Annotated in this window: 18 protein-coding genes; 7 read left to right on the top strand and 11 right to left on the bottom strand. The window is 50.3% G+C overall.

Annotation, left to right across the window (positions count from 1 at the left end; genetic code table 11):
- Positions 1–709: 709 nt before the first annotated feature.
- Positions 710–2,182, bottom strand: a complete 1,473-nt coding sequence (locus ACLGL1_RS06150) for a hypothetical protein (RefSeq protein WP_411007865.1) — start codon at positions 2,180–2,182, stop codon at positions 710–712.
- A gap of 513 nt (positions 2,183–2,695) precedes the next feature.
- Between ACLGL1_RS06150 and ACLGL1_RS06145 the strand changes: the two genes are divergently transcribed.
- The gene (locus tag ACLGL1_RS06145; protein ID WP_411007864.1) at positions 2,696–4,927 is read left to right on the top strand and encodes a copper amine oxidase N-terminal domain-containing protein; all 2,232 of its coding nucleotides are present in this window, start codon (positions 2,696–2,698) and stop codon (positions 4,925–4,927) included.
- Between the two features lie 355 nt (positions 4,928–5,282).
- Here ACLGL1_RS06145 and ACLGL1_RS06140 read toward each other — a convergent pair whose 3' ends face one another.
- The 3 genes from ACLGL1_RS06140 to ACLGL1_RS06130 form a co-directional block, all read right to left on the bottom strand.
- Complete coding sequence (locus tag ACLGL1_RS06140) at positions 5,283–5,618, bottom strand: type II toxin-antitoxin system RelE/ParE family toxin (RefSeq protein ID WP_411007863.1); 336 nt, start codon at positions 5,616–5,618, stop codon at positions 5,283–5,285.
- The gene (locus tag ACLGL1_RS06135; RefSeq protein WP_411007862.1) at positions 5,602–5,907 is read right to left on the bottom strand and encodes a type II toxin-antitoxin system RelB/DinJ family antitoxin; all 306 of its coding nucleotides are present in this window, start codon (positions 5,905–5,907) and stop codon (positions 5,602–5,604) included. The genes ACLGL1_RS06140 and ACLGL1_RS06135 overlap by 17 nt, the downstream gene beginning before the upstream one ends.
- 535 nt (positions 5,908–6,442) lie before the next feature.
- A complete protein-coding gene (locus ACLGL1_RS06130; RefSeq protein ID WP_411007861.1) occupies positions 6,443–8,065 on the bottom strand; it encodes an amidohydrolase in 1,623 nt (540 codons plus the stop codon).
- 131 nt (positions 8,066–8,196) lie between these two features.
- On the opposite strand from ACLGL1_RS06130, the gene ACLGL1_RS06125 reads away from it, so the two are divergent.
- The gene (locus ACLGL1_RS06125; RefSeq protein WP_411007860.1) at positions 8,197–9,573 is read left to right on the top strand and encodes a sodium/glutamate symporter; all 1,377 of its coding nucleotides are present in this window, start codon (positions 8,197–8,199) and stop codon (positions 9,571–9,573) included.
- A gap of 301 nt (positions 9,574–9,874) precedes the next feature.
- Here the strand turns inward: ACLGL1_RS06125 and ACLGL1_RS06120 are convergent, their stop codons facing one another.
- The 5 genes from ACLGL1_RS06120 to ACLGL1_RS06100 all read right to left on the bottom strand — a co-directional run bounded on the left by ACLGL1_RS06120 (position 9,875) and on the right by ACLGL1_RS06100 (position 15,681).
- Positions 9,875–11,917 (bottom strand): alkaline phosphatase family protein, encoded by a 2,043-nt coding sequence (locus ACLGL1_RS06120; protein ID WP_411007859.1) that lies wholly within the window; start codon positions 11,915–11,917, stop codon positions 9,875–9,877.
- Positions 11,918–12,028: 111 nt separating this feature from the next.
- Positions 12,029–12,967 (bottom strand): hypothetical protein, encoded by a 939-nt coding sequence (locus ACLGL1_RS06115; protein ID WP_411007858.1) that lies wholly within the window; start codon positions 12,965–12,967, stop codon positions 12,029–12,031.
- A gap of 41 nt (positions 12,968–13,008) precedes the next feature.
- Positions 13,009–13,779 (bottom strand): ABC transporter ATP-binding protein, encoded by a 771-nt coding sequence (locus ACLGL1_RS06110; RefSeq protein ID WP_411007857.1) that lies wholly within the window; start codon positions 13,777–13,779, stop codon positions 13,009–13,011.
- Positions 13,769–14,209 carry a hypothetical protein gene (locus tag ACLGL1_RS06105; RefSeq protein WP_411007856.1) on the bottom strand — a complete coding sequence of 147 codons (441 nt, stop codon included), beginning with the start codon at positions 14,207–14,209 and terminating at the stop codon, positions 13,769–13,771. Before ACLGL1_RS06105 ends, ACLGL1_RS06110 begins: the two co-directional genes overlap by 11 nt.
- A gap of 41 nt (positions 14,210–14,250) precedes the next feature.
- Positions 14,251–15,681, bottom strand: a complete 1,431-nt coding sequence (locus ACLGL1_RS06100) for an SLC13 family permease (protein WP_411007855.1) — start codon at positions 15,679–15,681, stop codon at positions 14,251–14,253.
- 191 nt (positions 15,682–15,872) lie between these two features.
- Here ACLGL1_RS06100 and ACLGL1_RS06095 point away from each other — a divergent pair, with 191 nt between their 5' ends.
- Both ACLGL1_RS06095 and ACLGL1_RS06090 read left to right on the top strand, forming a co-directional pair.
- On the top strand, positions 15,873–16,757 hold the full coding sequence (locus ACLGL1_RS06095; protein WP_411007854.1) for a LysR family transcriptional regulator: 885 nt from the start codon (positions 15,873–15,875) through the stop codon (positions 16,755–16,757).
- A 93-nt stretch (positions 16,758–16,850) separates the two neighbouring features.
- Positions 16,851–17,723 carry a radical SAM protein gene (locus ACLGL1_RS06090; RefSeq protein WP_411007853.1) on the top strand — a complete coding sequence of 291 codons (873 nt, stop codon included), beginning with the start codon at positions 16,851–16,853 and terminating at the stop codon, positions 17,721–17,723.
- A gap of 105 nt (positions 17,724–17,828) precedes the next feature.
- Here the strand turns inward: ACLGL1_RS06090 and ACLGL1_RS06085 are convergent, their stop codons facing one another.
- Together ACLGL1_RS06085 and ACLGL1_RS06080 are read right to left on the bottom strand one after the other, a co-directional pair.
- Positions 17,829–19,124, bottom strand: a complete 1,296-nt coding sequence (locus ACLGL1_RS06085) for a stalk domain-containing protein (RefSeq protein ID WP_411007852.1) — start codon at positions 19,122–19,124, stop codon at positions 17,829–17,831.
- Positions 19,125–19,192: 68 nt separating this feature from the next.
- Positions 19,193–19,387 (bottom strand): ferredoxin, encoded by a 195-nt coding sequence (locus tag ACLGL1_RS06080; RefSeq protein ID WP_411007851.1) that lies wholly within the window; start codon positions 19,385–19,387, stop codon positions 19,193–19,195.
- A 126-nt stretch (positions 19,388–19,513) separates the two neighbouring features.
- Between ACLGL1_RS06080 and ACLGL1_RS06075 the strand changes: the two genes are divergently transcribed.
- Genes ACLGL1_RS06075 through ACLGL1_RS06065 form a run of 3 tightly spaced genes read left to right on the top strand, consistent with a single transcriptional unit; the run spans position 19,514 to position 23,494 of the window.
- Positions 19,514–20,779, top strand: a complete 1,266-nt coding sequence (locus tag ACLGL1_RS06075; RefSeq protein WP_411007850.1) for a D-alanyl-D-alanine carboxypeptidase family protein — start codon at positions 19,514–19,516, stop codon at positions 20,777–20,779.
- A gap of 39 nt (positions 20,780–20,818) precedes the next feature.
- Positions 20,819–22,015, top strand: coding sequence for an NADP-dependent isocitrate dehydrogenase (locus tag ACLGL1_RS06070; RefSeq protein WP_411007849.1), 1,197 nt, complete (start codon positions 20,819–20,821; stop codon positions 22,013–22,015).
- A gap of 42 nt (positions 22,016–22,057) precedes the next feature.
- Positions 22,058–23,494 (top strand): copper amine oxidase N-terminal domain-containing protein, encoded by a 1,437-nt coding sequence (locus tag ACLGL1_RS06065; RefSeq protein ID WP_411007848.1) that lies wholly within the window; start codon positions 22,058–22,060, stop codon positions 23,492–23,494.
- Positions 23,495–23,569: the final 75 nt, after the last annotated feature.

Genomic DNA, 23,569 nt, shown 5'->3' with positions numbered 1-23,569 from the left:
AAGCCGCTTGACCGGTATAAGGTCACCGGGCCCTTGTCAAAAAATAGGTAAGCAGGTATAATAGACCTAGGAGAACAGTGAATCATCATGATGTCACCAAAAAGACCCCACCAAGTGCCATTGGTGGGGTCTTTGACCTTAACGAGACTTCCGGACGCTGAGAATTAGCAGTATCATCACCAGCGTGTTAAGGTCAAGCTGCAGGGAACCGTGAATCATCATAAAAAGCCACCTCCCCTCCGCTGTAGCAACAGCTGGGGATTGGAAGTCCTTGAAGTAAGTATAGCATATGGAACCGGGCTAAACAGATGTTCTTGTTAACTTGATCAAGTTAAAGGCTGCCACTGGGATACTAAAACTAGGTAAAATGAAATGAGGACATGTAAGTAAAAACCACCGCGCAAGTCGGTGGTTTCTTTGTGGGCTTTGGCCTTCATAAGATCGCCGCCCCTGGTGGGGCCGCTACCGGCAGACTAAAGCGGATAAAAAATACCCTCCCAGGTCACATTATGCTTGCCAAGGCCCGGGTAAAGGGGTATAATTGCCTTGGAGCAATGGAATCATCATGATTTCATTACAGGAAGCCCACCGAGCTATTCGGTGGGCTTCCTGTTTTTATATAGCTATGGTTAGCAGGTCATCGGCCCGGCAGGTTGACAGGTTAGGCCTGTCAGGCTTTTTTGCCGGCCCGCCCGGCCCGCCTGCTGCCCTATTCGCAGATGCAGCCGTCCTCACTTTCCGCCAGGGCCCCTTTCAGGGCATCCCGGACGGCCTTGAGGATGTGGTAGCGGGCCTCGGGCTTGCTGTTGGCATCCACCACCTGCCAGGGCACCGCCTTGCCCGTCCGGGCCACCATTTCCGCCATGGCCTCGGTGTAGGCCTCATACTTATTATAGTTGCGCCAGTCCTCATCGGTTAGCTTATACCGTTTGTCCGGGTCCTTGGCCCGGTCAATGAGCCGGTCATTCTGGACCGCCTTATCAATGACCAGCAAAAACTTCAGCACCAAGACCTGCCCCCGGACCAGGCTTTCCTCCATGGCCACAATCTCATCATAAGCCTGGCTGATCCGCTCCGTCGGCGTCAGGCCCTCCACCCGTTCCACCAGGACCCGGCCATAGTAGGACCGGTCAAAGATGGTCAAGTGGCCCTTCTCCGGAAAATCCCGGTAAAAGCGGCCCAGGTAGTGCCGGTCCAGGTCCGCCTGGCTAGGGGCCGCCACCGTCGCCACATGAAAGCCCCGGGGGTCCATCTGCCGGGTCAGCCGGCGGATGGTCCCGCCCTTGCCGGCCGTATCCGTTCCCTCAAAGACAATCACCACCGGCACCTGCCGCCGGTGTAGGGCCTTTAAGAGCCGGCCCAGGTCCTTCTGCAGGGGGGCCAAGTCCTCAGGCGCCTTGGGTGTTGCCGGGTCCAGGGGTGGAAAGTCCCCCACCGGCAGGGGGTCATCCGCCGGGGCCGGCTTGGCCAAGTGGGCCTCCAGGGCCGCAATGATCTGCCGCAGGGCCGCCTTGGCCGCCCGCTTCTGGTGGCGGGTGTTCAAGACCTGCCAGGGCGCCCAGTCAACATTCGTCGCCGACAGGACCCGGTCATAATGGGCCAGGTGGTCCTCATAATAAGCCAGGGGCAGGGCATTGGTCACCAGCTCCTGCCGGGCCACCGGGTCCGTCTCCGTTGCCAGCTGGTCCCGCCTTTTGGCCACCCGCTTGGCCAAGTCCGCCCGGGTCTGGTGGAGGAAAAACTTCATAATAAGCGTCCCGTCCCGGACCAGGAGCCGCTCAAAAAAGCGGATATCCGCCAGGTAGCCTTCATAGGTCGCCCGGTCTGCCTCCAGGGCCCGGAGTACCTCATAATACTGGCTCCGGTCAAAAAAGACCAGGTCTCCCCGGGTCGGTGCCGCCCGCATATACCGCCAGAGAAAGGTATGGGCCTGCTCGCGGCTGGTGGGCGCCTCAAAAAGCTCCACCCGGTAGTGCTTGGGGTCCAGGTCCCGGACCAGCCGGGAGAGGAGCTTGCCCTTACCTGCACACTCCCAGCCGTCAATAATGACCAGTGCCGAACGCCTGCTCGCCGAAAGCGCCCGCTGGAGGACCGCCAATTCCCGGCCCAAGTCTTCCAGAGAAGCTTCATCCCTAGCCAGGCCCTCCGGGTCCACCCCGTCCAGTTGGATCCGTTCTATCATTATAAAAGACCTCCTTTTTAGCTTATTCACTAGCCTCCACATACCTCAAGCCCGGCCCTTTCATGCAAAAAAGAAGCAAATATTGACAAAATAGCTACAAAGCCCGGAAAAACCCGGTCACCAACTTGATTTTACAAATCACCGTTGATATAATAAGTCCGAACCCTATAAACCCAGGCCTGCTTTGGCCTGCCTATAACCGGTATAACGACCAACCATCCGTTTCGCCGGCAGCAGCCGAGACCGGGCAGGGTCTATAAGGTTCAGCCGGAATGTCCGGCACCAGTATGATCCATAGCAAAAAAACGTCGAAAGGGGGAGTTTGGCCACAGCATAACTCTTTCGCCGCCACTACATATTGTAGACGGCAACGTCGCAAGACGGCGTGGATGATACTTGTTGGCCTTGAGGCGGCGAGTCCTCATGTAAGCCCAGCGCACCCGACGCAGAGGGTCAGACTGCAACCCCTGCAGGTGGGGATTACCTGCATACCATATTTGGGAGGGAAATATATTGAAGAAGACAACTAAAAAAGTAGTCAGCCTACTGACTATCCTGTCTTTCCTGCTGACTTTAGTACCGGCAGCCGTTTTTGCTGCTGATACGACTCCTGCAAAAGACGCTTCTTTTGTTGAAGTTGAAGACAGCACTGTAGATGTTGGCGGTTCCACTGAAGTTCGCGTAGGCTTAAAGGCTGCTGCAGGTGCAGATGCCACAGTTGCCGGTTATGATATCGTTGTATGGGCCGGCTCTACGACTTCTGCTAATGATACCGTAGAATTTACCGGTGCAGAAAAGGCTAATGATAACATTACAGGCGTTTATAAAATTACCGATGTTAAAGACGGCCTAAATGCTGTAAAGGCTAAATTCAACAAATCCGGTTCTTACCAATTAAACGCTGCTATCGTTCCGACCGATAAATTAGCTGGTTTAGAAAAAGTTTCTGATTTAGCTCAATACCGGATTAGCACCAATGAAGCAGCTAAAGTAACCGTGGAATCTTCCAATGTAATTAAAGCCTTTGCTGTGTATAATGACAATGGGGCTTTATTGGCTGAGTTTAATGCTGATGAATCTGTAAGCAACCAAGAAATCACTGTCAATGCTAACGGTTTAACTCCGACCAAGTTAGTGGTTAAAGCTTGGAAAGATAAAGAAAAAACCATTGCTGCAGACAGAAATACTGAAGTTCGCTTTGACACCAACTCTGCTAACTTAAAACTCAACACCACCAGTGAAAAAATCAGCTACAAAGGCGAAGCTGAAGTCAAATTAACTGGGGATGTATATGGCACCTACAAACTCTACATCACTGTTGGCGATGTAGAAGGGACCTTAAATAAGGTAATTGTATCTGAATCTGTTGCTTCCACCATCGAAACTTCTAAAACAGCTGCCAAAGCTTTTGCTTGGGATGCTGATTTCAGAACTAAAGGCATGGAAGACTTTGTTCAATTCATCGTTAAAGATATTAACGGTAACGTGATTCAGGATACTCCGGCTAATGAACCTGCTTTTGTAAAACAAAACAGTGATACCCCTTATGTAAAAGTCCTTGATAAACCGTCTAACATGAAAGTGGATGACAAAGACTTCTACCTGAAAAAGGTTGACGGAAAAGATTACTTTACCTTAGTTGCTAATAAAGAACTTAAGGTAGGTAAATACACCGTTCAAGTAGCCCTGAAAAATGGGAAAAAAGCGGTTGCTAGCTTTGAAATCGCTAAATTTGGTACTGCTAAAGAACTGAAAATCGACTATAATACTGAAACCGTTCAATTAGGCGATAAAGACGTTAAAGCTCCGGATATCGTTTTTGTTGACGAAAACGGTGTTCAAAAGAAAGCTGCTAAACGTGTATCCTTAGGGTATGCCGGCTATGCTGTTGAGGATTTTAAAACCGAAGATGGTAGCTTTAAAGTTAAAAATGATGAAAAATATCTCGGCTCTAAAATTGTCGTGACTGCTGTTGCAGAACGTGAAGGTTTAGTGGCTAAAGCTGAACTGACTGTAGCTCAAGACGGTCGCAGCATGAAGTTTGCCAGCAACAAGGGTGTTGTTGGTGCTAATAACAAAGTAGACTTCCAACTCGTCGATGGCGATGGCAAAACCGTTAGCCTCGGTGGTGATTACAAGAACTCCGCTGTTGTTATCGAAAAAGTTAGCGATGATACCGCTAAGGTCTCTGCTTCTGTTACCGCATACGGTGACTTAAAAGAAAAAGGGATTGGCACCTTAAGCCTGACCTCTGATAAACCGGTTACCGCTGATATCGCTGTATATGTTAGCAATGAATACGGTAAATTCTATGCAGGCAACCTGACCTACACCTTCGGTAAGGATGCTTCCAACGTTGGCCGTGCTGTTGTTATGACCATCGGCAGCAAAGACGTTATCGTTGACAACAATGTTGTTGCCATCGATACCGCTGCTATCATCAAAAATGACCGCACCTTCGTTCCTTTCCGTGCCTTAGCTGAAGCTTTTGGTGCTAAAGTTGAATGGAATGAAAAAGACAGAACCGTTACCACTGAAATGGACGGCAAAAAAGTCGTTATGACCATCGACAAGAAAGAATACAAGGTCAACGACAAAGAAATGACCATGGATGTAGCTCCTTACATCAATGGCGATAGCCGCACCATGGTTCCGGTTCGGTTTGTAGCAGAAGCCCTCGGCTTCACCGTCACCCCGACCTACAACACCGATGGCACCACCGCTAGCGTTGTATTCATCAAATAATTTCAGGTCACTGAAATTTCAGGCAAGCAGCTCCGGCTGCTTGCTTTTTTTCTGCCTTCATTTAGGTATATCATCTGCCTGGCGGCATATAAATAAGCCGGCTGTGTTTATGCACAGCCGGTTTTTTATGGAGTTGTGCCACTTGTGCCTTGGCTGCTGCGTCCTTTTCTAGCACTTGTCAATAATCGCCTAAAAAAGAGGTATCATTAGGCGGAAAGGAGCTGGGCTAGGCGGAAATGACTGTACTGAGCGGCAACCGGTCCCTAGTTGTATATGCACCTCATCTATTCGTTAAGCAAGTGAGTATCTGGTTGAAGGCATAAAAAAATAAGCCAGCTGTGCAAAAGCAGCCGGCTTATTTTTCTACGGCCTGGTCAATTAATCGGTCGGCATACCGGCGCATAGATAGAATGCGTAAGATATATACGGTTTTCATATCCTCCTGGACCATGCCATAGATACGCGTATTTTTTACAGGCCAGACCCGAATCCCCTTTTTCTTCAGACAGGGGTTCCTAAGGAGAGCCTCGCTAAAGGGGAAAGTGATTAACTGGTCTATGGCATCTGTTAGGGCAAGTAGGTATTGATTGGTAGCCGTCTGATTCTTGAGCTTATTTTGTAGATAATCAAGATAATCATCTAAGTCATTATTGGCATATTGGCTTAGCTGATACTTAAATTTTGTTGCCATATTTTTCCCTTAACCGTGCTAGCGCTTTTTCGCCATCCAAAGTGTGTCCTTTTTCCAGGTCTTCTAAGCCTTGCTGGATGGCGTTTGCCTCAAAAAGTTGGAATGCTTCCTGTAATATTTCTTTTGAAGGGGGGCTTTGTATGCTGAAAGGCAGCCCATCTTGAGAAACGGCAGCCTTCAAGAATAAACTAACCGCTGTAGACATAGATAACCCCAAATCATTAAATAAATCTTCAGCTTCTTTTCGTAACTTCTCATCTACTGCCACTTGAATATTACTTATGCTCATACTCATCCTCCTTTATTAAGGGGCTCAGTTTATGAATATAATTATTTTACTATAGGATTTATCCTTTAGCAATATAGAAGGGGAAGCCCTGCCCCTTGTCACTATTCCCTAAGAGATGCCAAGGCCCTTTGCCTTGGCTACAATAAAGCATATTGATAATCATACTGAACCTGCTGAATAAAGAAAGGATACCCTATGACCTATAACGAACTCACTGCCGCCCTATGCTATGGGCCCTGCTGCCTGTGGCGGCTAGGACAGCCTGATGAAGACTAGCCGGGGGGCGCACATCTGCCCAAACGCCATCCAGCCAGGCTGCCAATAAAGAAGTTTTAATGGACTAGGAGCATAAAAAATTAAAACAGTAAATATAGAGTGCCCCCAAAAGTTAGATGCACTGTTGGGGGCACTCGGAAGTATTTAAATGTATTTTATAGGCTTAAAGGGCAAAAACTATTTGGCCGATTACAAGGTTAAGTGATTTGAGCGTGCTCTACTGATGAGAGTTGTTGAGTAGGGTAAAGACAATAAAGGGCTATTTAGCTAAGTTGTCGAATAGCCCTTCCCTTGAAGAATAAAGGCATTTGCCCTGTTTGATACAGGCGAGAACCGTTATATTTCTTAGATGGTTTTTTTCTACTTGTAGGGGATTATCGCTAACAATAATAAACTCAGCTTTTTTCCCAACTTCTAAGGAGCCTTTTTCATTTTCCTCAAAATAAGCGAAAGCAGCATTAACCGTTAAAGCTTTTAGCGCTTCCCAGACAGAAACTTGCTCATCTTGGCCCAGCGTAATGCCTTTTTTTGTTTGACGAGTGACAGCTGTCCAGATGGTTTGAAAAAGATTTGGCATAACGATAGGACAATCTGTGTGAAAATTGACCGAGAGGCCTTTTCTCATTGCCGTTTTAGCAGGGCTGATATGGGGGCCGCGGACAGGCCCTAAATTTTTTAAGTGGGTATCTCCCCAATAATAGACATGGTCGACAAAAATGGAGGCAATCATGCCGATTTTTTTCATTCGATCAAGCTGGTCATCGCGTACTGTTTGGCAATGTATCATAACCGGTCTGGGGTCCGCTTGGGGATATTTTTTAGCAGAGATTTCACAGGCCTTGATGAATTGTTCACTGGCAGCATCACCGTTGCAATGGGCTAATATTTGAAGGTTTTTCTCATAAGCAAGATCTGTATACCCTTGTACTTCTTGGTCATTTAGCCAGGGATAGCTACAAAAATCATCGCTGCCCTCATAAGGCTCGCTAAGCCAAGCAGAACGGGCTTGAGGAGAACCATCTAAAATTAACTTATAGCCAGCTATTTTAAAGTTATGTTCATACCGGTTAACACAAGAAGCGTAGGTTTCAAAAACGGAACGAATGCCTCGGCCGAAATTTTGGGCAGGATAGGCAACAAGGTCACAGACCAGGCGACCTTGCTCTGCTGCTTGATGGCATACTTTAACGATGGGTTCGTCGGTTGAGCCTTCTTGAATGGTCAGCATGCCATTTTTTAAATAGACCTCTTGGGCTTGGATGATATCATCAGCAGTAAGGGCTAGCTGCTTGCAAATTAATTCATATACAGGATTAAAGGCGGTTTCTTCAAGATAGCCATTGGGCTCACGGCTATTCGCCATGCGACCGATTAGGCCACCTTCCGGTTCCGGGGTATGCTCGTTAATTCCAAGAAAATCCAGCATTTTACTATTGGCGACACACATATGAATACTGGTATGAACAATGACGACGGCTAAGTTTGGGAAGGCTTCATCAAGAATAGATTTGTCTGGATGGATGCCCTCTTTTAACTGGCACTGGTCATAGCCCAGTCCTATAATAAATGGCAAATCATCTGTAGGGTGTGTATCTATAAAAGCTTGTATGATGGCGGTAATCTCTTGGAAGCTATGCGCTTCCTGTAAATTAGCGGATTTTAACAGCATAGCAGTATCTGAAATATGGCTATGGGCGTCAATAAAGGCTGGCAGTAAGGTTTTCCCTTGTAAATTGATCCACTGGGTATCAGGGGTGATGTAGGGTTTGGCATGCTCTTCCTTGCCAACATAGAGGATTTTTTGGTCATCGGCAACAAGTACTTCAGCGAAGGGGGCTTTATCTACCATGGTAATAATGGTTCCGTTATAAAAAAAGTTCATAAAAAGCACCTTCCTAAAATGGGTTTAAATAAACGAATAGTATTTATAATAAATGTAGGGGTCTTAATTTACATTTGATAAGGTCTATGATAGCATATAAAATATAAATATAAAGGGGGGCTACAATAGATATGGTAACAACTTTTTCATGGGTTGGTATTATGCTTTTAGTTGGTGTAGTATTAAGGGCGCTCGTGAGACCCTTGGGCAATATTTTAATGCCTGCCAGTGTTATAGGTGGTATCGTAGGCTTTGTTCTGATGAATATAGGCCTTTTGCCAAGTGTGGGTGTTTCGCCTGATGCCTTAAATAATATTGTGGGCGTCTTCTTTATCTTCACCTTTATTTCTATGGGTTTAACCAATGTGCCCAAAGAAGAAGGGGTGAATGCCAATAAAGAGGCTATTAAGGGGTCTATCGGCATGGGCTGCATTTGGAATATGCTGTATGCCATTCAACCCTTTATCGGATATGGGGTCCTGCTTTTAGTGGGCGGATTTTTTTCAATGGCGCCGGAGTATGGGATGCTGATCCCCTTTGGCTTTGACCATGGTCCAGGCCAGGCAGCGACTTTCGGGGCGATGGTCCAGGAGAAGGGCTTGGAAGGTGCCCAACAAGTGGCTATTACTTATGCTGTCTTAGGTTTTCTTTTGGCCTTTGGCGTAGGCGTTCCCTTGGCCCGCTATGGTATCAAAAAAGGCCTGGCCAGTTATCCCAATGAGATTGACCGGAGCATAAAAAAGGGTCTTTATAAGCGCCAAGAGCAGGCTCAGGCTGCTGGTATGATTACGACCTATAATGGGAATATTGACTCCCTAGCCTTTTGTATTGCTCTAATGGGCTTATGTTATGTTATTGCTGTACCAATTGGCGATTTATTGGTTTCTGTTCCCAATCAGTTTGTTCAAATCTTTGGTTCAATGACTTTTTTCATTGGTATGTTTGTGGCCTACGGGGTGCGATATATATTAAATAAATTTGATTTAAAACAGTATTTTGATGATGGACTCCAAACACGGGTGACTGGTTTCACAACGGACTTCATGATTACTTCTGCATTTATGGCTGTACAGCTTAGTGTTGTAGGAAAGTGGTTTGCTCCTATTATCATCACAGCTTTAGTTGTCGGGCTTATAACATTTGGTATTTGCTGGTTCTTCTCCTCTCGTATCGGTGGCCATTTTGACTTTGAACGTTTATTAGGGATTTGGGGCTGTGCAACAGGGACTTGTCCCAGTGGTATTGCTCTTATTCGCATCGTTGACCCTCAGCTGAGAACGACGGTTTCGTCTGAAATGGGATCAATGAATGCGGTCATGTTTGTAGATGCCATGTTGGTGCCATTAATTATCAGTTTTTGCGGTGGTGGCATTCAGTTGAAAACCATTGCGCTATGGTTCCTTCTTGTTTTTGTAGCCTCTTTACTGGGCTCTGTCCTAACCGGTAATGTAAAGCGCAAGAGTACTTATAGCCTAGTAAAAGGGCAGAAAAATTTGGATGTTTTGTAACCCTTACTTAAACCAGGGCTAAATGGAATCGCTTTTACAAAAACAGGCTTCAGAGGGGTTGCAAAATTATTTTTCTTCATCTTTAAGGTCAAGCTATGTGCTTGTGATATGGAGCGTTCAAAAAAATATAAATATAAAACCAGCAAATGAGCTGATGAGGAACATTCTCATCAGCTCATTTTGATTATCCCGGGCTTGTAATATTAAAACCTGGCCTTCAGAAGAAGCCTTTTAGGGATCTGGCTCTGAAGGCCAGGTTTTTTAAGTCAACTTTAAGAGATCTTGTAAATTCAATCTGTTACTAAAATTCTTCCGTTAAGATTTGATATACAGGGGCCCCTTCACAATCTTTTGGCATACGGACGCCTAGTAAAGCGGCCATTGTGGGAGCGACGTCTACTTGATGGATGGTACGCTCCGTTTCGAAGTTTTCCTTAATCCCTTGTCCGGCAGCGATGAAGATAGGGCCGGCAGAGGTATCACATTCACCTAAGGAGGTGGCCATGCTGTCGCAGTGGTCGTGTTCATAGCCTTCAGCCATGCAATAGATAATGTCGCCGCCCTGCGGATAGGGGATACCTAGGCCGAGCATATGGGCATCTTTACGTCTTAAGGCAAAGGCGATGATTCTGTGGCCGGAGACCGGGTCTCTATGGCTGTAGAGGTCGGAAATAATTCTTTCCTCTAATTCGTACTGGTCCTCCGGATCGACGATACCGTGGTCGGTCCGCCCCTTGAGGTTGATATAGATGTGCATTTCCCGGTTTGCAACAGCCAGGGTTTTATCCCAGTCGACTTCCCGTAAGGGATTGCCTTCGCTGTCTTTTTTCAGGGTGGTATAGCCTAGTTGTTCCATTAACTGGACGTTTAAGCCACTATCGCCTAAGCCGCGAATCCCATAGGTGGGGCAAACTTGGGCGTGGTCAGAGGTGATGATGAGGGTCCAACCTTCATCGAGTAAGTGTATAAACTTGGCCACGTAACGGTCGATTTGGGTGTAGACGTCTTCCATAAAGGCCGGGTAGACTTCAGGTGGCATGTTTTTGCTGGGCCGACCGTGAACCATATCTCTGATGAACATATGCTTCTGTAAGTCAGGAGAATGGAAGTGGGAGAAGATGACATCATAGTCGTGGTTTTCAATGAGGTAGTTTAGTGCCCCACTCTGCCAGTCAAGGGTATGTTCCCAGCAAGCGTGCATACACTTGGTAATCAGTTCCGGGCTACCGCCTAGGGTTGAGGTCGGGGGCGGGAAGCCGATGTTATCGAGAATTTCCTGGTGGAGACTTTGCGGAGACCACATCATGTTCATTTCAATCTGCATGGCTGCGGACATCCAGATTTTTACAAAGGTACCGTCTTCTTTGATTTCCAGGACACGGAAGTCTCTGTTGCAACGGACCCGTTCGTCATTTTTGATCCCTTCGTCAACATAATCCCGGACATATTCGTCGAGTTTAGCTTCTACGAGGGGTTCTTCGCTCTTCTTGTTCTTATAAATGGCAACGCGGTCATATTTACCTTCGTCGTTCATCAGAAGTAGGGCCGGTCTGCGGATTAAGCCGCCCCCTAAGAGGACGGTGAATTCTTTGGCATTTTCGGGTGCAGCGGCCCATTTGCTTTGGTCAACATCCGTTAGGGTGGACATGGAGGCGCTGATGGGGATATCAATGTAACCGCCTTGACCGTCAACGAGGGGGTCAATGACGTAGACCGGGAAGCCATCGGTGCTCTTGGTATAGAGGTCATCAATCCCGCCCCGTTCGCTGTCATCGGGCTCTTCATCTAAGCCGGTAACAACGCAGGGCACTTCTGCAGTGGAGGTGGCATGGGGTTTAAAGCCGGTGTATTGGTTTTTCACATCGGCGATGACTAACATTTCTTCTTCAAATTGAGCGGTACTCATATTGACAGAGCCCGGGCTGGTACCGTCAACAACGTGGAGGTTGGGACTATCGGAGGACGGTGGCCATGCACTGCCCGGCCAATGCCAAACCAGGGTCTTGTAGCCGGCTTCAGCGGTGACATTCCATAACTGTTCAGCCTTGCAAAGACGGGAGTCGAAGTTCAGGTTACATAAATCTAGGTCCTTACCCTGGCTCATGAAAGCGGTAATTTCGTGTTTTTCAGGGGGGGCGCCAGTTGCCAGGGTTGTCCATTGGGGCGGTGTAACCGTCGGCATGCAGCCCAGCAGGACCAGGTCTTTTCTGGCTGAACCCCGCTCAATCAGTTCCTTGACGTTGGGCATGAGGCCCATATCGACATACTTTCTGGTCAGTCTGGGGTCCATGGCATCAAGACCGATAACGAATACTTTCTTGGATAAACCTTTCTCTCTTAACATCCTTATTCTCCTTTCAAACTCCAATACATTTAGCTAACGCTTTTTATTATGCTGTTTTTAATAAAATTAAAAACGGATAATAGGTCATGAAAAGAATGTTGCTTAGGGTCATTAAAGACCCCACCATTTTTCATATAATAAAAAAGATTCTTGGCTATAGTCGCTTTTCAAATGTCTGACGAGGTCTTCATAATCCGCTTTTTTGATGGCGGCAGGTAACTGGTGAAGGGCAGTAATTTTCTCAATGAAATCTGCATCAAACTGGCCCTTCATCGCCTTTAAAAAGGGTTCACGTAAGGCTAAGGGGGTGTGTTTTTCTTTTAGGGCTAGGGTCTGTTGGTATAAGGGGCTGGTAATCCTGCCCTCTGACCGTAACTTTTCCCACTTGGCAATCGTGGCGGCGTAGTTGCCGTCTATAGAATATTTGATGGTCGGGCTTTCCGGTAGCCAGTGGGCAAAGCCCCAAAAGGTTTTATGGCCAGGCCCAGGGAGAACAATTTCGTTCGCCACCTGGTGGAGCTGCCCGGTTACCCAATCCTTGACTTGCTGGTAGAATTGTGGTGATATTTTCTTAGCGATATAGGCATCTGTTAAGCTGGCTGAAAATATCTGTAGGCCAGGATAGTAAAAGTAGCCGATGAGGCGCTCCTGCCAGTCAGAAAACAAGGGCTCAGCAAGGGTGCTGTTGTCTACAGCGGCTAGTTGAGCCATTGCCTCCAAGTCATCAGCCACAACCAGGTCGGACAGGCTATAGCCGGTTTCGTATTCCAGGCGGGCTTGCTCAACCTCTTCCGTACCGGCTAAGTTTGGAATAAAGGTCTGCCGGGAAATGATTTTCGTCGGTGTATACCCTTCTTCGCGTAAGGATATGATGTGGGTATAGAGGCTATCCTTTGTAGGGCTGATGAGATAAGTCACCTGGCCTTGTTCCCAATAAGCTGTGCCATAGGCTGTAAGCAATAGGTCAAAAAAGCCCATGTCAGCCATCTGCATAATATCGTCAGCGACGGAGACATCTCGCATGTCACTGTAGGCCTTAGCTTTTGACATAAACATACCTTCTTTTAGCATGGACCCTGAAGACTGGGTGGTTACAGGATATGACAGCCATAGGGGTCTCTCTTCAATACAACAGGTTCATTTAAAAAGTGGCTTAAATTTTCGCTTGTGAGGACTTCCTTTATAGGGCCTTGCCGGTAAACCCGCCCTCTTTTTAAGAGCAGGATGTGGGTAAAGAAGTCGCTGATTTCTTCAGGATGGTGGGTCACGTAAATGACGGTATCCTTGTATTCCCGCAAGAGGGCGAGGACTTTTTTCCGTATGAGGACGTCCATTCCGGAAGTGATTTCATCCAGGCATAAAAGTTTTGAAGAGCAGAGCAGGGCCCGGGCAAAGAGGGTTTTTTGTTGCTCTCCCTTAGATAAAAAGTTAAAGGGGTAATCCAGGTAGTCTCCCAGGCCGAGGCGGTCCAGCTGCTTTAAGGCCTGGCCTTCGTCATAGATGGAGGCTTCCAGATGGCCTTGCAGACCGTTTCCCAACCTGGAGAGGAGGATGTCGCGGAGGGTTTCCTTGGTATAGATTTTTCCGAAGAAGCTGTGACTGACCAGGGCAACTTTTCTGCGCAAGTCTGTGATGTTTTCTTGGCTATAGGGTTGACCGAAGAGCCGCAGGTCTCCGGAAGAAATTGCTTGGAATCCGCTGATCAGGGTGAGCAGGGTTGTCTTCCCGCTACCGTTTAGGCCAAAGACCACCCAGCGTTCTCCCGGGCCTACCTTCCAGTTGATTTTATTGAGTATGGGCTTACCATTGAAGCTCTTATTCACATTGGTTAATTCAAGTACATAGGAGGGCTTATTCATCATTGTCCCTCGGTTCCGGTTTTGCCTGAAAGTCAGCATCTGTAAATTTTTTGCAGGACCCTACAATATTTTCGAGTGCTGCTGGGGTGACGGTAAAACCCTTGTTGGATAAGAAACCCAGAGACTTTGTTGTCCAGGTGATGATCTGAGCAACCTTGGCAATGTTCATCCTCTTACTCTGCAAGCTGATGTCGAATTCTTTATAATGGTTAAAACCGGTCTCTTCAACGTAGAGTTTGGCGATCTTATAAATTTCACTTTCAACACCATATTCGATTTTATCGCAGTTGCTGCAAAATATTTCCACTCGGGCATCCGGGCTACTGATGAAGCTGATTTTCTTTAAAAGCAGGGGGCTTCCGCAATACTGGCAAACACAGTGGTTGCAGCGATCTTTTAGCGACTGGATGCGCTCAGCATCTTGTTTTAGCATGTCGAATCCTTTCCTTTATTGGGATCTTAGCAGGTCAGGCCTTAGAAAATAATCTGCAAGAAGAACATGCCGATGACCATCAGGCAAATAAAGAGAAGGGGGATGACTTTGAGGGCCATGGACATCATATCTTTTGCCCGGACTAAATTATCCATAGAATAGGCAATCCCGGTAATGGGAGACCCGCCTGCCGTAGCTAGGGCTAATTGTGTTGTCAGGAAGAGTAATAAAACCATGCCAATTTCACTTAGGCCAACGGTACCGCTGAACTGGACTAGAACGGGCATAATGATGATAGTTAGGATCATGTTGTTCGCAAAGTTGGTAATAATCGTTGCCAACAACATGGTTACAATGATAAAGAGGATGGGGGGTAATTGTGTCAAGGGGACCAACATGGATGCCAGTGTTTTTCCAAGGCCCGTTTCCGGGGCGGTGAGGTAAGAGGAAATCGTAATGATAAAAGTAGTGAGGAAAAAAACTTCCCAGGGGAACTTTCGGGCAATATTTTGATAATTAAAGAACTGTTGACCTTGCTCATTACGTAGTAACATCATCGCACAAATAACGGAAGCAGAAATGCCGAAAATGGTCAGTTGGTTGAGCCATTGGGAAATGATGAAGTCTTTTGGTAAGGCTGAAGATAGGAGCATAGCGGTGCAGAAAATGCCAAAGAATGCAAGGGCGATTTTTTGATCTCGCGTTAATTTGGTGCTGGTATTCGGGTCAATCCTGTACTCATTTAAAGCAGAAACATCAACGCGAAGGATGAATTTCATAATTAACATATAGATAACAATCATGATAATGCCGACAGGAATAACAAAAATCAGGTATTTTAAGACGGGCACTTCCTGCTTAAACATCCCGGCGTAGGCAGCGGTGAAGGTCAGCCCTGTTCCTAAAAAGGGGAACATGATTTGACCGTTCATGATGGCGTAGGCGCTACCGAGCAATAAGGCTGCAGGCAGCTTAGTGTAAGGCTCGATATTTGCATTTCTACAAATAGTGGCTATAAAGGAACAATAAATAACAGCAGAAACGATGGGGTTGATAAAGGCTGTCAAGAAGGCACTCAAGAAAAACAGAAACAAAGTGAGCCAGGGTTTGCCTTTAGAAAGCCGGTTAAAAAAGATGGAATTCACGCAATATTGGGTTAATTTAAGCTCGTCTAATATTGTAATTAAAGGAAGCAGGGCAAATAAGGCGACGATGATGGGTGAACCGAAGCCACTGGCTAAGACCTTTGGCATGCCGGCGTACATACCTAGACCGATAATTGCGACGAAGCTGGGGTAAACCATACCGATGGTGGTCCAGCCGTAAACAGCCCCGATGAAGGTGCCGAGAACGCCCATCCCATAGGGGGTCATTGACGAAAAAGGGGGTAAAAATCCAAATCCAAAAACCAGTACCGTGGTAATGATATAATGTAGTCTCTTGTGAGCTACATTGGTTGTATCCGTTGACATAGCAATCTCTCCTCCTCTAAATAAATAGGATACGTAAAAAAACCTCCGAACTTCTCGTTATTATTAGAATAAGTGATAGCTCTGATCTTGTCTAATAACAAAAGACTTGATTTTTCTAGAGGATATTCCATAATGGAATAAGCAGGAGCGATTGAAGTGGTAGAGGCAATAGAGATAGGAGTTTATCTAAAATGAGGTTAGAATGGATAAGGTCTTTTATTTATGCAACGCGCTATAACTCGTTGAACCGGGCGGCAGAGGCCCTCTACACAACCCAGCCCAATGTGAGTAAACAGATTAAAAAACTGGAGACCTTTTTGGGGGTGCAATTACTTGAGCGGACATCAGCTGGCGTCCATTTAACCCGGGAGGGGGCGTATTTCAAGCTCTATGCGGAGAAAATCCTGGAGACCTATGACCGGTATGTGTTGGAAAAACGGAACATGGACCAGGCCCTGGAAGCTTTGAATAAAGAAATCACTTTAGCGGTATCCCCCCTGTTACTGCAGTCCTACTACTCGGAGCTGAAGAGAACCCTGGCGGATGAATTACCGGGGTTTACTTTTATATTTATCGAAGGCTATCTGGAGGAAATCAGTAGACGGGTCAAGGGCAAAAGCCAGACCTATGGCCTGGCCTATTGTTTGGATGGGCGGGAGCTGGACCGGGCCAAGCTCAATTCAGTTACCATTCAAAGCACCTTAATGGTGACTTGTGCGCATAAGAGCCTTGGTCAGGACCAGGATCAGCTGGAGCAAATCATTGGCAGCACAGAGTATTTTGGCAAATATTTGAATGAGGATGTAGGCAAGGCCTCCTTTTTTTCTTCAAATATAGACTTAATCTTAAAAAATTTGCAGTTTAATCCCAATAGCTTTGCGACCCTGCCCCTCAATATTATAGACCGGTCAGGCATAAAGAATATGAAAGACATGGAGTTCATTTATGACCCCAAGGCGCCAAAGGTCAATTTAAACTTTATCTTTAAGCAGCCTGAAAAGAAGGGGGAGGAGGTTCTGGTTGCCCTTCTAGAGGACACCCTGCGGTCCATGTTTAACGAAAATAAACCTGCTTAAAGCTAGAGAGAGGCCTGGCTGTTTCGAAGGGACCAGGTGGAGGGCTGCAATGGCCATGATTATTAGCCTAATGCGATTGGAGGAGGTAGAATGATGTTTCAGTATGATCGTCCCTTATATCGGCCGCCGAGTGAGGCGCGGAGTTTGATTTTTCAGGTGACTCTGGGCTGTTCCCATAATACTTGTACTTTTTGCTCTATGTATAGAAGTAAGGCCTTCCGGGTCCGGCCTTGGGCGGCGGTTGAGGCAGACCTCCGGGAGGGGGCTGAGGCTTATCCAGATATCAGGCGGATCTTTCTGGCGGATGGGGATGCCATGGTCTTATCCTATGACTGGCTGGTACGGATTTTAACGACCATCCGGACTCTTTGGCCCCATGGGCCTCGGGTGAGTGTCTATGCCCGGTCGGAGGGGGTCTTAAGTAAGAGTGATGAAGAATTGGCCCACTTGCGGGACCTGGGCCTGGCCCTGCTTTACATCGGCCTGGAGTCAGGCGATGACCAGGTCCTGGAAGGCATCGAAAAAGGGGAGACGGTGGCGGATATTATCAGGGCCTGTGACCGGGCCCAGGCGGCAGGTATGGCGGTTTCGGTCATGGCCATTGTCGGCCTGGCCGGGAAGGCCGGGAGCGACCGGCATGCCCTGGAGACGGCCAAGGCCTTAAACCGGATCCGGGCCCAGTATATTGGGCTTTTAACCCTGATGGTAGAGCCGGATACGCCTCTGGCTGACCAGGTCCGGGCGGGGGCTTTCCAGCCCCTGTCGCCGGAGGAGGCGGTGGCTGAAATGCGGACGCTGATGGGGGCCCTGGATAGCCCGGGCAGCTATTTTTCCTCTACCCACCCCTCGAATTACTTTGTTTTATCCGGTCGGCTCAATGAGGCCAAGGCCGACTTGCTGGAAGAGCTGGACTTTCTTTTAGCCCACCCGGACCGGCTCTATGGGACCCATTACAGGCGCTTGTAGCCCTGTAGGCTTAGACAAATATATAAAAAAGGTGGCGGTCACCTGCGTCTATGCAGGGACCGCCACCTTTTATGTGCTTGGCGAGGCGGCACTTTTCCGGCCGGCTCAACCCTTGGTGAAGATAATGGAGCTGGTAAGGCCGCGATTATCATAGACCGGCCGGACCTTATAGCCGGTGGCATCTGCCATGAAGCGGATGGGGACCATGGTCCGGTTGTTCTCGCTGATAAAGGGACGGGCGTCCATTTGGGTGACCTGGTTATTGACGGCATAGTGGTCATAGCCCAGGGTCATGGTGATGATTTTATTGTTAAAATTAGCGGTGATGGTTTGAATGGTTGGGTTATAGCTGATTTCAGCGCCGAGGATTTCGCCAATGGCCCGGTAGGGGACGTAGGTCCGCCCGTCTTTGACGACAGGGGGGGAATCCAGGTAGACGCTGCGGCCGTCTACATCCATGACCATATTGCCAATGCCCAGGCGGACGGTCTGGGGATGGTAGCTGTAGGCGGCCACAGGAATCAGGATGGGGTCATCATTGGGGTTTAAGCGGATGCCGATATGCCCTTGGTCCTTGGTGAGCCCGGTGACCTGGACGGTGGCCACGCCCTGGGCATCGGTAAAGCCACTGGCGGGTGTGACCTGGACGCCTGGGGCGCTAGTGGTCACGTAGACGGGGACGCCGGCACCGATTCCTTCCCCATTAGACCGGTAGAGGGTCAGGGAGAGGGTCGTTGGTGTGGCGCCGTCGGCGGAGATGGGGATATGGACCTCTTTTTCCTGGTGGCCCCGGGGGGGCTGGACGGTCAGACCGGGCAGCTCTACCCCATTAATAGAGGGGCTAATCCGCATAAAGGTGACATCGCCGACGGTGGCTGTCCCGACGGTTAAGGTCCGGGCCTTGGGCCCTGTGGCGGAAAAGCTCAGCCGGCTGTAGCTTTCCAGCTGGTCTGGGTTAAAGGGCATGCCTTCAGGGAGGTAAACCCCCTTTAAGAGGTAGGTCCCAGCCCGGCTAAAGCGGACCTTAAAGCTTTGCTGCTGCTGAAAGGCCCGGCCGTCTGCAATAAAGACCCCAGGGACCCCTGTGTTCCCGTGGACATAGAGGCCTTTTTTTATAGACCGGGGGACGAGGTCCATGGCCTCCAGGGGCTGGTTGGTCTGGCCCTGGGCATCGGTGGCCCAAAAATATATTTTCCCTTTAGGCGGTGCTGCTAAAGGGCGGCCGCTATCGCCTAAGAGGCCGATGGTTACTTCTGTCGGTTCATAGGGAATAAGGGACCGGCTGGCGGCATCGGTATAGATAAAAGAGGCTGCATTGGAGACCTCTGCGGCGGTTGCCGCCTGGGCTGGGTAGCAAAAGCCAACCAGGAGGATAAGGGTAAGCAGGATGCGGTAACGCATTAAATCACCTTCCTTTCCCCTTATTGTATCAAATGGGTCAAAGCGGTTTATAACAAGGCGGTTACAATCTAATCCTCTTCGATAAAGATGATTTGCTTGGGACAAAGCTTGGCCGCCTGGCGGGCTTGGGCTTGCAGGGCTTCATCTGTCGGTTCGGCTTCTTTCAGCTGAGCCATTTGGGCCCGGTCTAAGCTGAAGAGATCCGGGGCCAGGGCCTCACAGGCGCCACAGCCGATGCAGCCGCCGGCCATACTGATATACATAAGCACCCTCCTTCCTCTATCCATTTTTACCCAGAAGTCTGGCGGTATATACAGGTCTCTATTGGACACTTCTCTGGAAAACGGTATAATATCAATAGATAAGCAGGTTTATGAAGGAGGACGGTTATGAAAGGTGCAGCGTTAAGGGTCCTTAGCCTAGGCATGGGGCTTGTTCTGGCAGGGGGATTGATTTCTGGGGGGCCGGCGCCGGCAGCAGGGGCAGCACTTTCGGCCAATGCCCTGGTTGTCGATGGTATTTTACTCATTAATAGGGACTACCCCATCGGGGCGGACTATGACCCCATCCCCGGCGCCCCGGATAATAAGCAGCTCCTACCTGAAGCCCAGGCCGCCTTCCAGGACATGCAGGAGGCCGGTCGGATTGAGGCGGGCCTGCAGCTCTTTGTCCTTTCCGGTTACCGGTCCTATGCCTACCAGGACTGGCTCTATAAGGGCTACCGGGCCAATGTCGGCGACTATGCCGATACCTTTAGCGCCAAGCCCGGTATGAGCGAGCACCAAAGCGGCCTGGCGGCGGATATCGGTGACCGGCGCTATCCCGGCATTACCCTGGAAGTGGCCTTTGAAAATACCGAGGCCGGCCAATGGCTGGCCAATAATGCCCACCGCTTTGGCTTTATTTTACGTTTTCCCAGGGGCCAGGAGGCCGTCACCGGCTACCAGTATGAGCCCTGGCACTTCCGCTACATTGGTAAAGAAGCAGCCGGCCGGATGAAGGCCGCCGGGGTCCCGACCCTGGAGGCCTGGCTGGGCACTGACCCCAGTGCCGGCTACGCCCTGGCCAGACAGCAGCTGGGCAATGTCCACGTCAACCGCTTGCCGGTCCCCCTGAGAGGGTATCTGATTAAAGACAACCACTACTACAAGCTCCGGGACCTGGCTCGGGTTTTAGCCGGAACCGGGGCGGCCTTTTCGGTGGATTACGATGCCGACCACAATGAAATCATCCTCAAGCGGACCCCCTATGCTGGGGGCCAGGCGGGCCAGGCCCCCGGCCCCTCCCTCCCCTATCGGAGCGCCTTCATGGCTGGCATCACGGTCCGGGTGGATGGGGAGGCCTATCAGCTGGACCGGGCCGTTATTGATGATTTCAGTTATATCAAGCTCCGGGACCTGGCCAAGCCCCTGGGCTTTACTGTGGACTGGCAGGCGGATCCCCCGACGGTACTCATCAGCACCCCGGCGGATGAAGGCGGAGCGGTCAAGGGAGAGCAAATCCCGGACCAGGCCCAGGGGCCCAGCCAGGCGGATGAACCTGGCAAGAACCCGGCTGAGCGGGAGCCGGCAGGCCTAGCAGCAGCCGGCTCTGAAGGGACCGGACAGGCCAGCAACCCTACAGACAAGGACCCGGCCCCAGGCCGGGTCGGCTAATAGAAACCATTGATACAAGCAAGGAAAGAGAGGACCTCCATGGCAAAAATTCAAATGACGACCCCCCTGGTTGAAATGGACGGGGATGAAATGACCCGGATCCTTTGGGCCTGGATCAAGGAAAAGCTCATCGCCCCCCATGTGGACCTGAAAACCGACTACTATGACCTGGGCCTGGCCCACCGGAATGAGACCGACGACCAAGTGACCCACGAGGCCGCCGCGGCCATTAAAAAGTACGGGGTCGGGGTCAAGTGTGCCACCATCACCCCCAATGCCGCCCGGATGGACGAGTATGACCTGAAAGAAATGTGGAAGAGCCCCAACGGGACCATTCGGGCGGCCCTGGATGGGACGGTTTTCCGGGCCCCGATTCTAGTGAAGGGGATTGCCCCCTATGTCAGCAATTGGACCTCGCCCATTACCGTTGCCCGCCATGCCTATGGGGACCTCTACCGGAATGTCGAGCTGGCCGTTGACGGGCCGGCAACCGCTAAGCTGGTCGTCCAATACGATGATGGCCGGACCGAGGAAAAGGAGGTCTTCCGCTTTGAAGGGCCGGGGATCAGCCAGGGCATGCACAACCTGGATGCCTCCATTGAAAGTTTTGCCCGGGCCTGCATGACCTATGCCCTGGACACCAAGCAGGACCTCTGGTTCTCCACCAAGGATACCATTTCTAAGGTCTACGACCACCGCTTTAAGGATATTTTTGCGGCTGTTTATGAAAAAGAATTTAAGGGCGATTTTGAAGCGGCCGGTATTGAATATTTTTACACCCTCATCGATGACGCCGTGGCCCGGGTGGTCCGGTCTGAAGGGGGCTTTATCTGGGCCTGCAAGAACTACGATGGGGACGTCATGAGCGACCTGGTGGCCTCAGCCTTTGGGAGCCTGGCCATGATGACCTCTGTCCTGGTCTCCCCCCAGGGCTATTATGAATACGAAGCCGCCCACGGCACCGTCCAGCGCCACTACTACAAGCACCTCAAGGGGGAAGAGACTTCCACCAACAGCGTGGCCACCATCTTTGCCTGGTCCGGTGCCCTGCGTAAGCGCGGCGAATTAGATGGCAACCGGGACCTGCAAGCCTTTGCAGACCGGCTGGAAAAAGCGACCCTAGATACCATTGAAGCCGGGGAAATGACCGGGGACCTGGTCCTCCTGTCTAACCTGGAAAAGAAGGAAAAACTGTCCAGCGAAGCCTTCCTGGATGCCATTGCCGGCCGCCTTTAAGGGCCGGCAGTCCCTGATCAATTAGTCATTAAGGAGGATACTATGCCCAGTAAGCGAAATAAATGGTTGGCCGGCCTCTTGTGCGCCGGGTTGGTTTGTGGGTCCCTGCCCCTGACCACCGGCCCGGTCCAGGCTAGGCCCCTGGCCCCGGCCGTCAACTACGGGCCATGGGCCCCGGAAGAGATGGTGGTGATGCCGGATAGCCTCAAGGCCAAGGAGGCCGGGCAAATCCAGGTCCGCTTTGACCGCAACTACAGCCCGGCCGCCGGCGACCAATTACTGGTCGAAGCCTTTGACGGCCAGGGCAAGCGGCTGGACCGGGAAAGCCAGACCCTTGACCTGGCCAACCAGGCCGGCTACCAGGCCCTGACCCTGCCGGTGACCCCCTCTGTCCAGGCGGCCAAGTATCTGGTCCGCTACCAGGGGGCGCCGGGCAACCAGGCCAGCCTCAGTAAGGAAATCAAGGTGACCGGCGGTTTAGCCGATAGCCGCTTGGAGGTCAAGTATGCCAATAGCAAGGTGGCCCCTGGGGATACCGTCCAAGCCCCGGCCCTGGCCCTGGTCGATGGGGCCGGTCACCGCCAGGCCGTTACCGATGTGACCTATACCGTTAGCGGTGCTGTTGTAGAAGACAGCCTTAAAGAAGATGGGAGCTTTGTCGTCGCCGGCAATGCCCCCCTGGGGTCTAATATTATTGTGACGGCGACCAGCCAGGGCCTTTCAGCGACGGCCAGTTTTGCAGTTACCCGGTCCAATAAAACCGATGGAACCGTCCTCCAGGCCAAGCAAACCGAGGGGCCGGCCGGCAAGGACAATGAAGTGACCTTTGTCCTGACCCAGGACGGCAAGGCCCTCAACCTGGACTGGCAGCCCACGGTGGTCCGGGTGGAATTCCTGGACGGGGCCAAGGCCCTGGGCTATGCCGTGGATATCAAGCAGGTGAGCCGGGGTGGCGAAGGCAAGCTGGTCCTGAAAAGCGAGGCCCCGGCAGAGGTCAAATGGCGGCTGGTCTTATCCGATAATGCCGGCCACCGGCTGGTCAGCGGCAGCGCCGACTTTAGCTTTACCGCTGCCCCGGGAGCAGAAAAAGAACGGGCGGTGAGCCTGACCATCGGGTCTAATAACCTGGTCATTGATGGTGACCAGATCCAGACCATGGATACGGTGCCGGTGGTGGTCAACAACCGGACCTATGTCCCCTACCGGGCAGTGGCCCAGGCCTTTGGGGCCAAGGTGGACTATAGCCATGCCAGTCGGACGGTTACCACCAGCCTGGCCGGGCAAAAGCTGGTTATGACCATCGGGCAAAAGGCCTACACCGTCAATGGCGAGCAAAAGTACATGGACGTGGCCCCCTATGTCAACCAAGCCGGCCGGACCATGGTCCCGGTCCGCTTTGTGGCCGAGGCCCTGGGCTTTAAAGTCAAGCCCCTCTACCAGGCCAATGGCACCACCCAGGGGGTTGCCTTTAGCAAGTAAGGCCTATTCCCAGATCATCAAAAAGCAGGTCCGCCCGATAGGGGCAGACCTGCTTTTTCTATGCGGTTCCTTTTT

The organism is Peptococcus simiae, assembly GCF_046569735.1.
GTDB lineage: Bacteria > Bacillota > Peptococcia > Peptococcales > Peptococcaceae > Peptococcus > Peptococcus simiae_A.
Note: the sequence above shows the minus strand (reverse complement) of the source record. Positions and strands in the feature narration are given on the sequence as shown.

Excerpts from the sequence above, each read along its gene's own strand:
- ACLGL1_RS06110 (WP_411007857.1), bottom strand. The coding sequence starts at position 13,779 with ATGATGAATAAGCCCTCCTATGTACTTGAATTAACCAATGTGAATAAG.
- ACLGL1_RS06090 (WP_411007853.1), top strand. The coding sequence starts at position 16,851 with ATGTTTCAGTATGATCGTCCCTTATATCGGCCGCCGAGTGAGGCGCGG.
- ACLGL1_RS06115 (WP_411007858.1), bottom strand. The coding sequence starts at position 12,967 with ATGTCAAAAGCTAAGGCCTACAGTGACATGCGAGATGTCTCCGTCGCT.
- ACLGL1_RS06095 (WP_411007854.1), top strand. The coding sequence starts at position 15,873 with ATGAGGTTAGAATGGATAAGGTCTTTTATTTATGCAACGCGCTATAAC.
- ACLGL1_RS06140 (WP_411007863.1), bottom strand. The coding sequence starts at position 5,618 with ATGGCAACAAAATTTAAGTATCAGCTAAGCCAATATGCCAATAATGAC.
- ACLGL1_RS06065 (WP_411007848.1), top strand. The coding sequence starts at position 22,058 with ATGCCCAGTAAGCGAAATAAATGGTTGGCCGGCCTCTTGTGCGCCGGG.
- ACLGL1_RS06135 (WP_411007862.1), bottom strand. The coding sequence starts at position 5,907 with ATGAGCATAAGTAATATTCAAGTGGCAGTAGATGAGAAGTTACGAAAA.
- ACLGL1_RS06100 (WP_411007855.1), bottom strand. The coding sequence starts at position 15,681 with ATGTCAACGGATACAACCAATGTAGCTCACAAGAGACTACATTATATC.
- ACLGL1_RS06150 (WP_411007865.1), bottom strand. The coding sequence starts at position 2,182 with ATGATAGAACGGATCCAACTGGACGGGGTGGACCCGGAGGGCCTGGCT.
- ACLGL1_RS06085 (WP_411007852.1), bottom strand. The coding sequence starts at position 19,124 with ATGCGTTACCGCATCCTGCTTACCCTTATCCTCCTGGTTGGCTTTTGC.
- ACLGL1_RS06125 (WP_411007860.1), top strand. The coding sequence starts at position 8,197 with ATGGTAACAACTTTTTCATGGGTTGGTATTATGCTTTTAGTTGGTGTA.
- ACLGL1_RS06120 (WP_411007859.1), bottom strand. The coding sequence starts at position 11,917 with ATGTTAAGAGAGAAAGGTTTATCCAAGAAAGTATTCGTTATCGGTCTT.
- ACLGL1_RS06105 (WP_411007856.1), bottom strand. The coding sequence starts at position 14,209 with ATGCTAAAACAAGATGCTGAGCGCATCCAGTCGCTAAAAGATCGCTGC.
- ACLGL1_RS06075 (WP_411007850.1), top strand. The coding sequence starts at position 19,514 with ATGAAAGGTGCAGCGTTAAGGGTCCTTAGCCTAGGCATGGGGCTTGTT.
- ACLGL1_RS06070 (WP_411007849.1), top strand. The coding sequence starts at position 20,819 with ATGGCAAAAATTCAAATGACGACCCCCCTGGTTGAAATGGACGGGGAT.
- ACLGL1_RS06080 (WP_411007851.1), bottom strand. The coding sequence starts at position 19,387 with ATGTATATCAGTATGGCCGGCGGCTGCATCGGCTGTGGCGCCTGTGAG.
- ACLGL1_RS06130 (WP_411007861.1), bottom strand. The coding sequence starts at position 8,065 with ATGAACTTTTTTTATAACGGAACCATTATTACCATGGTAGATAAAGCC.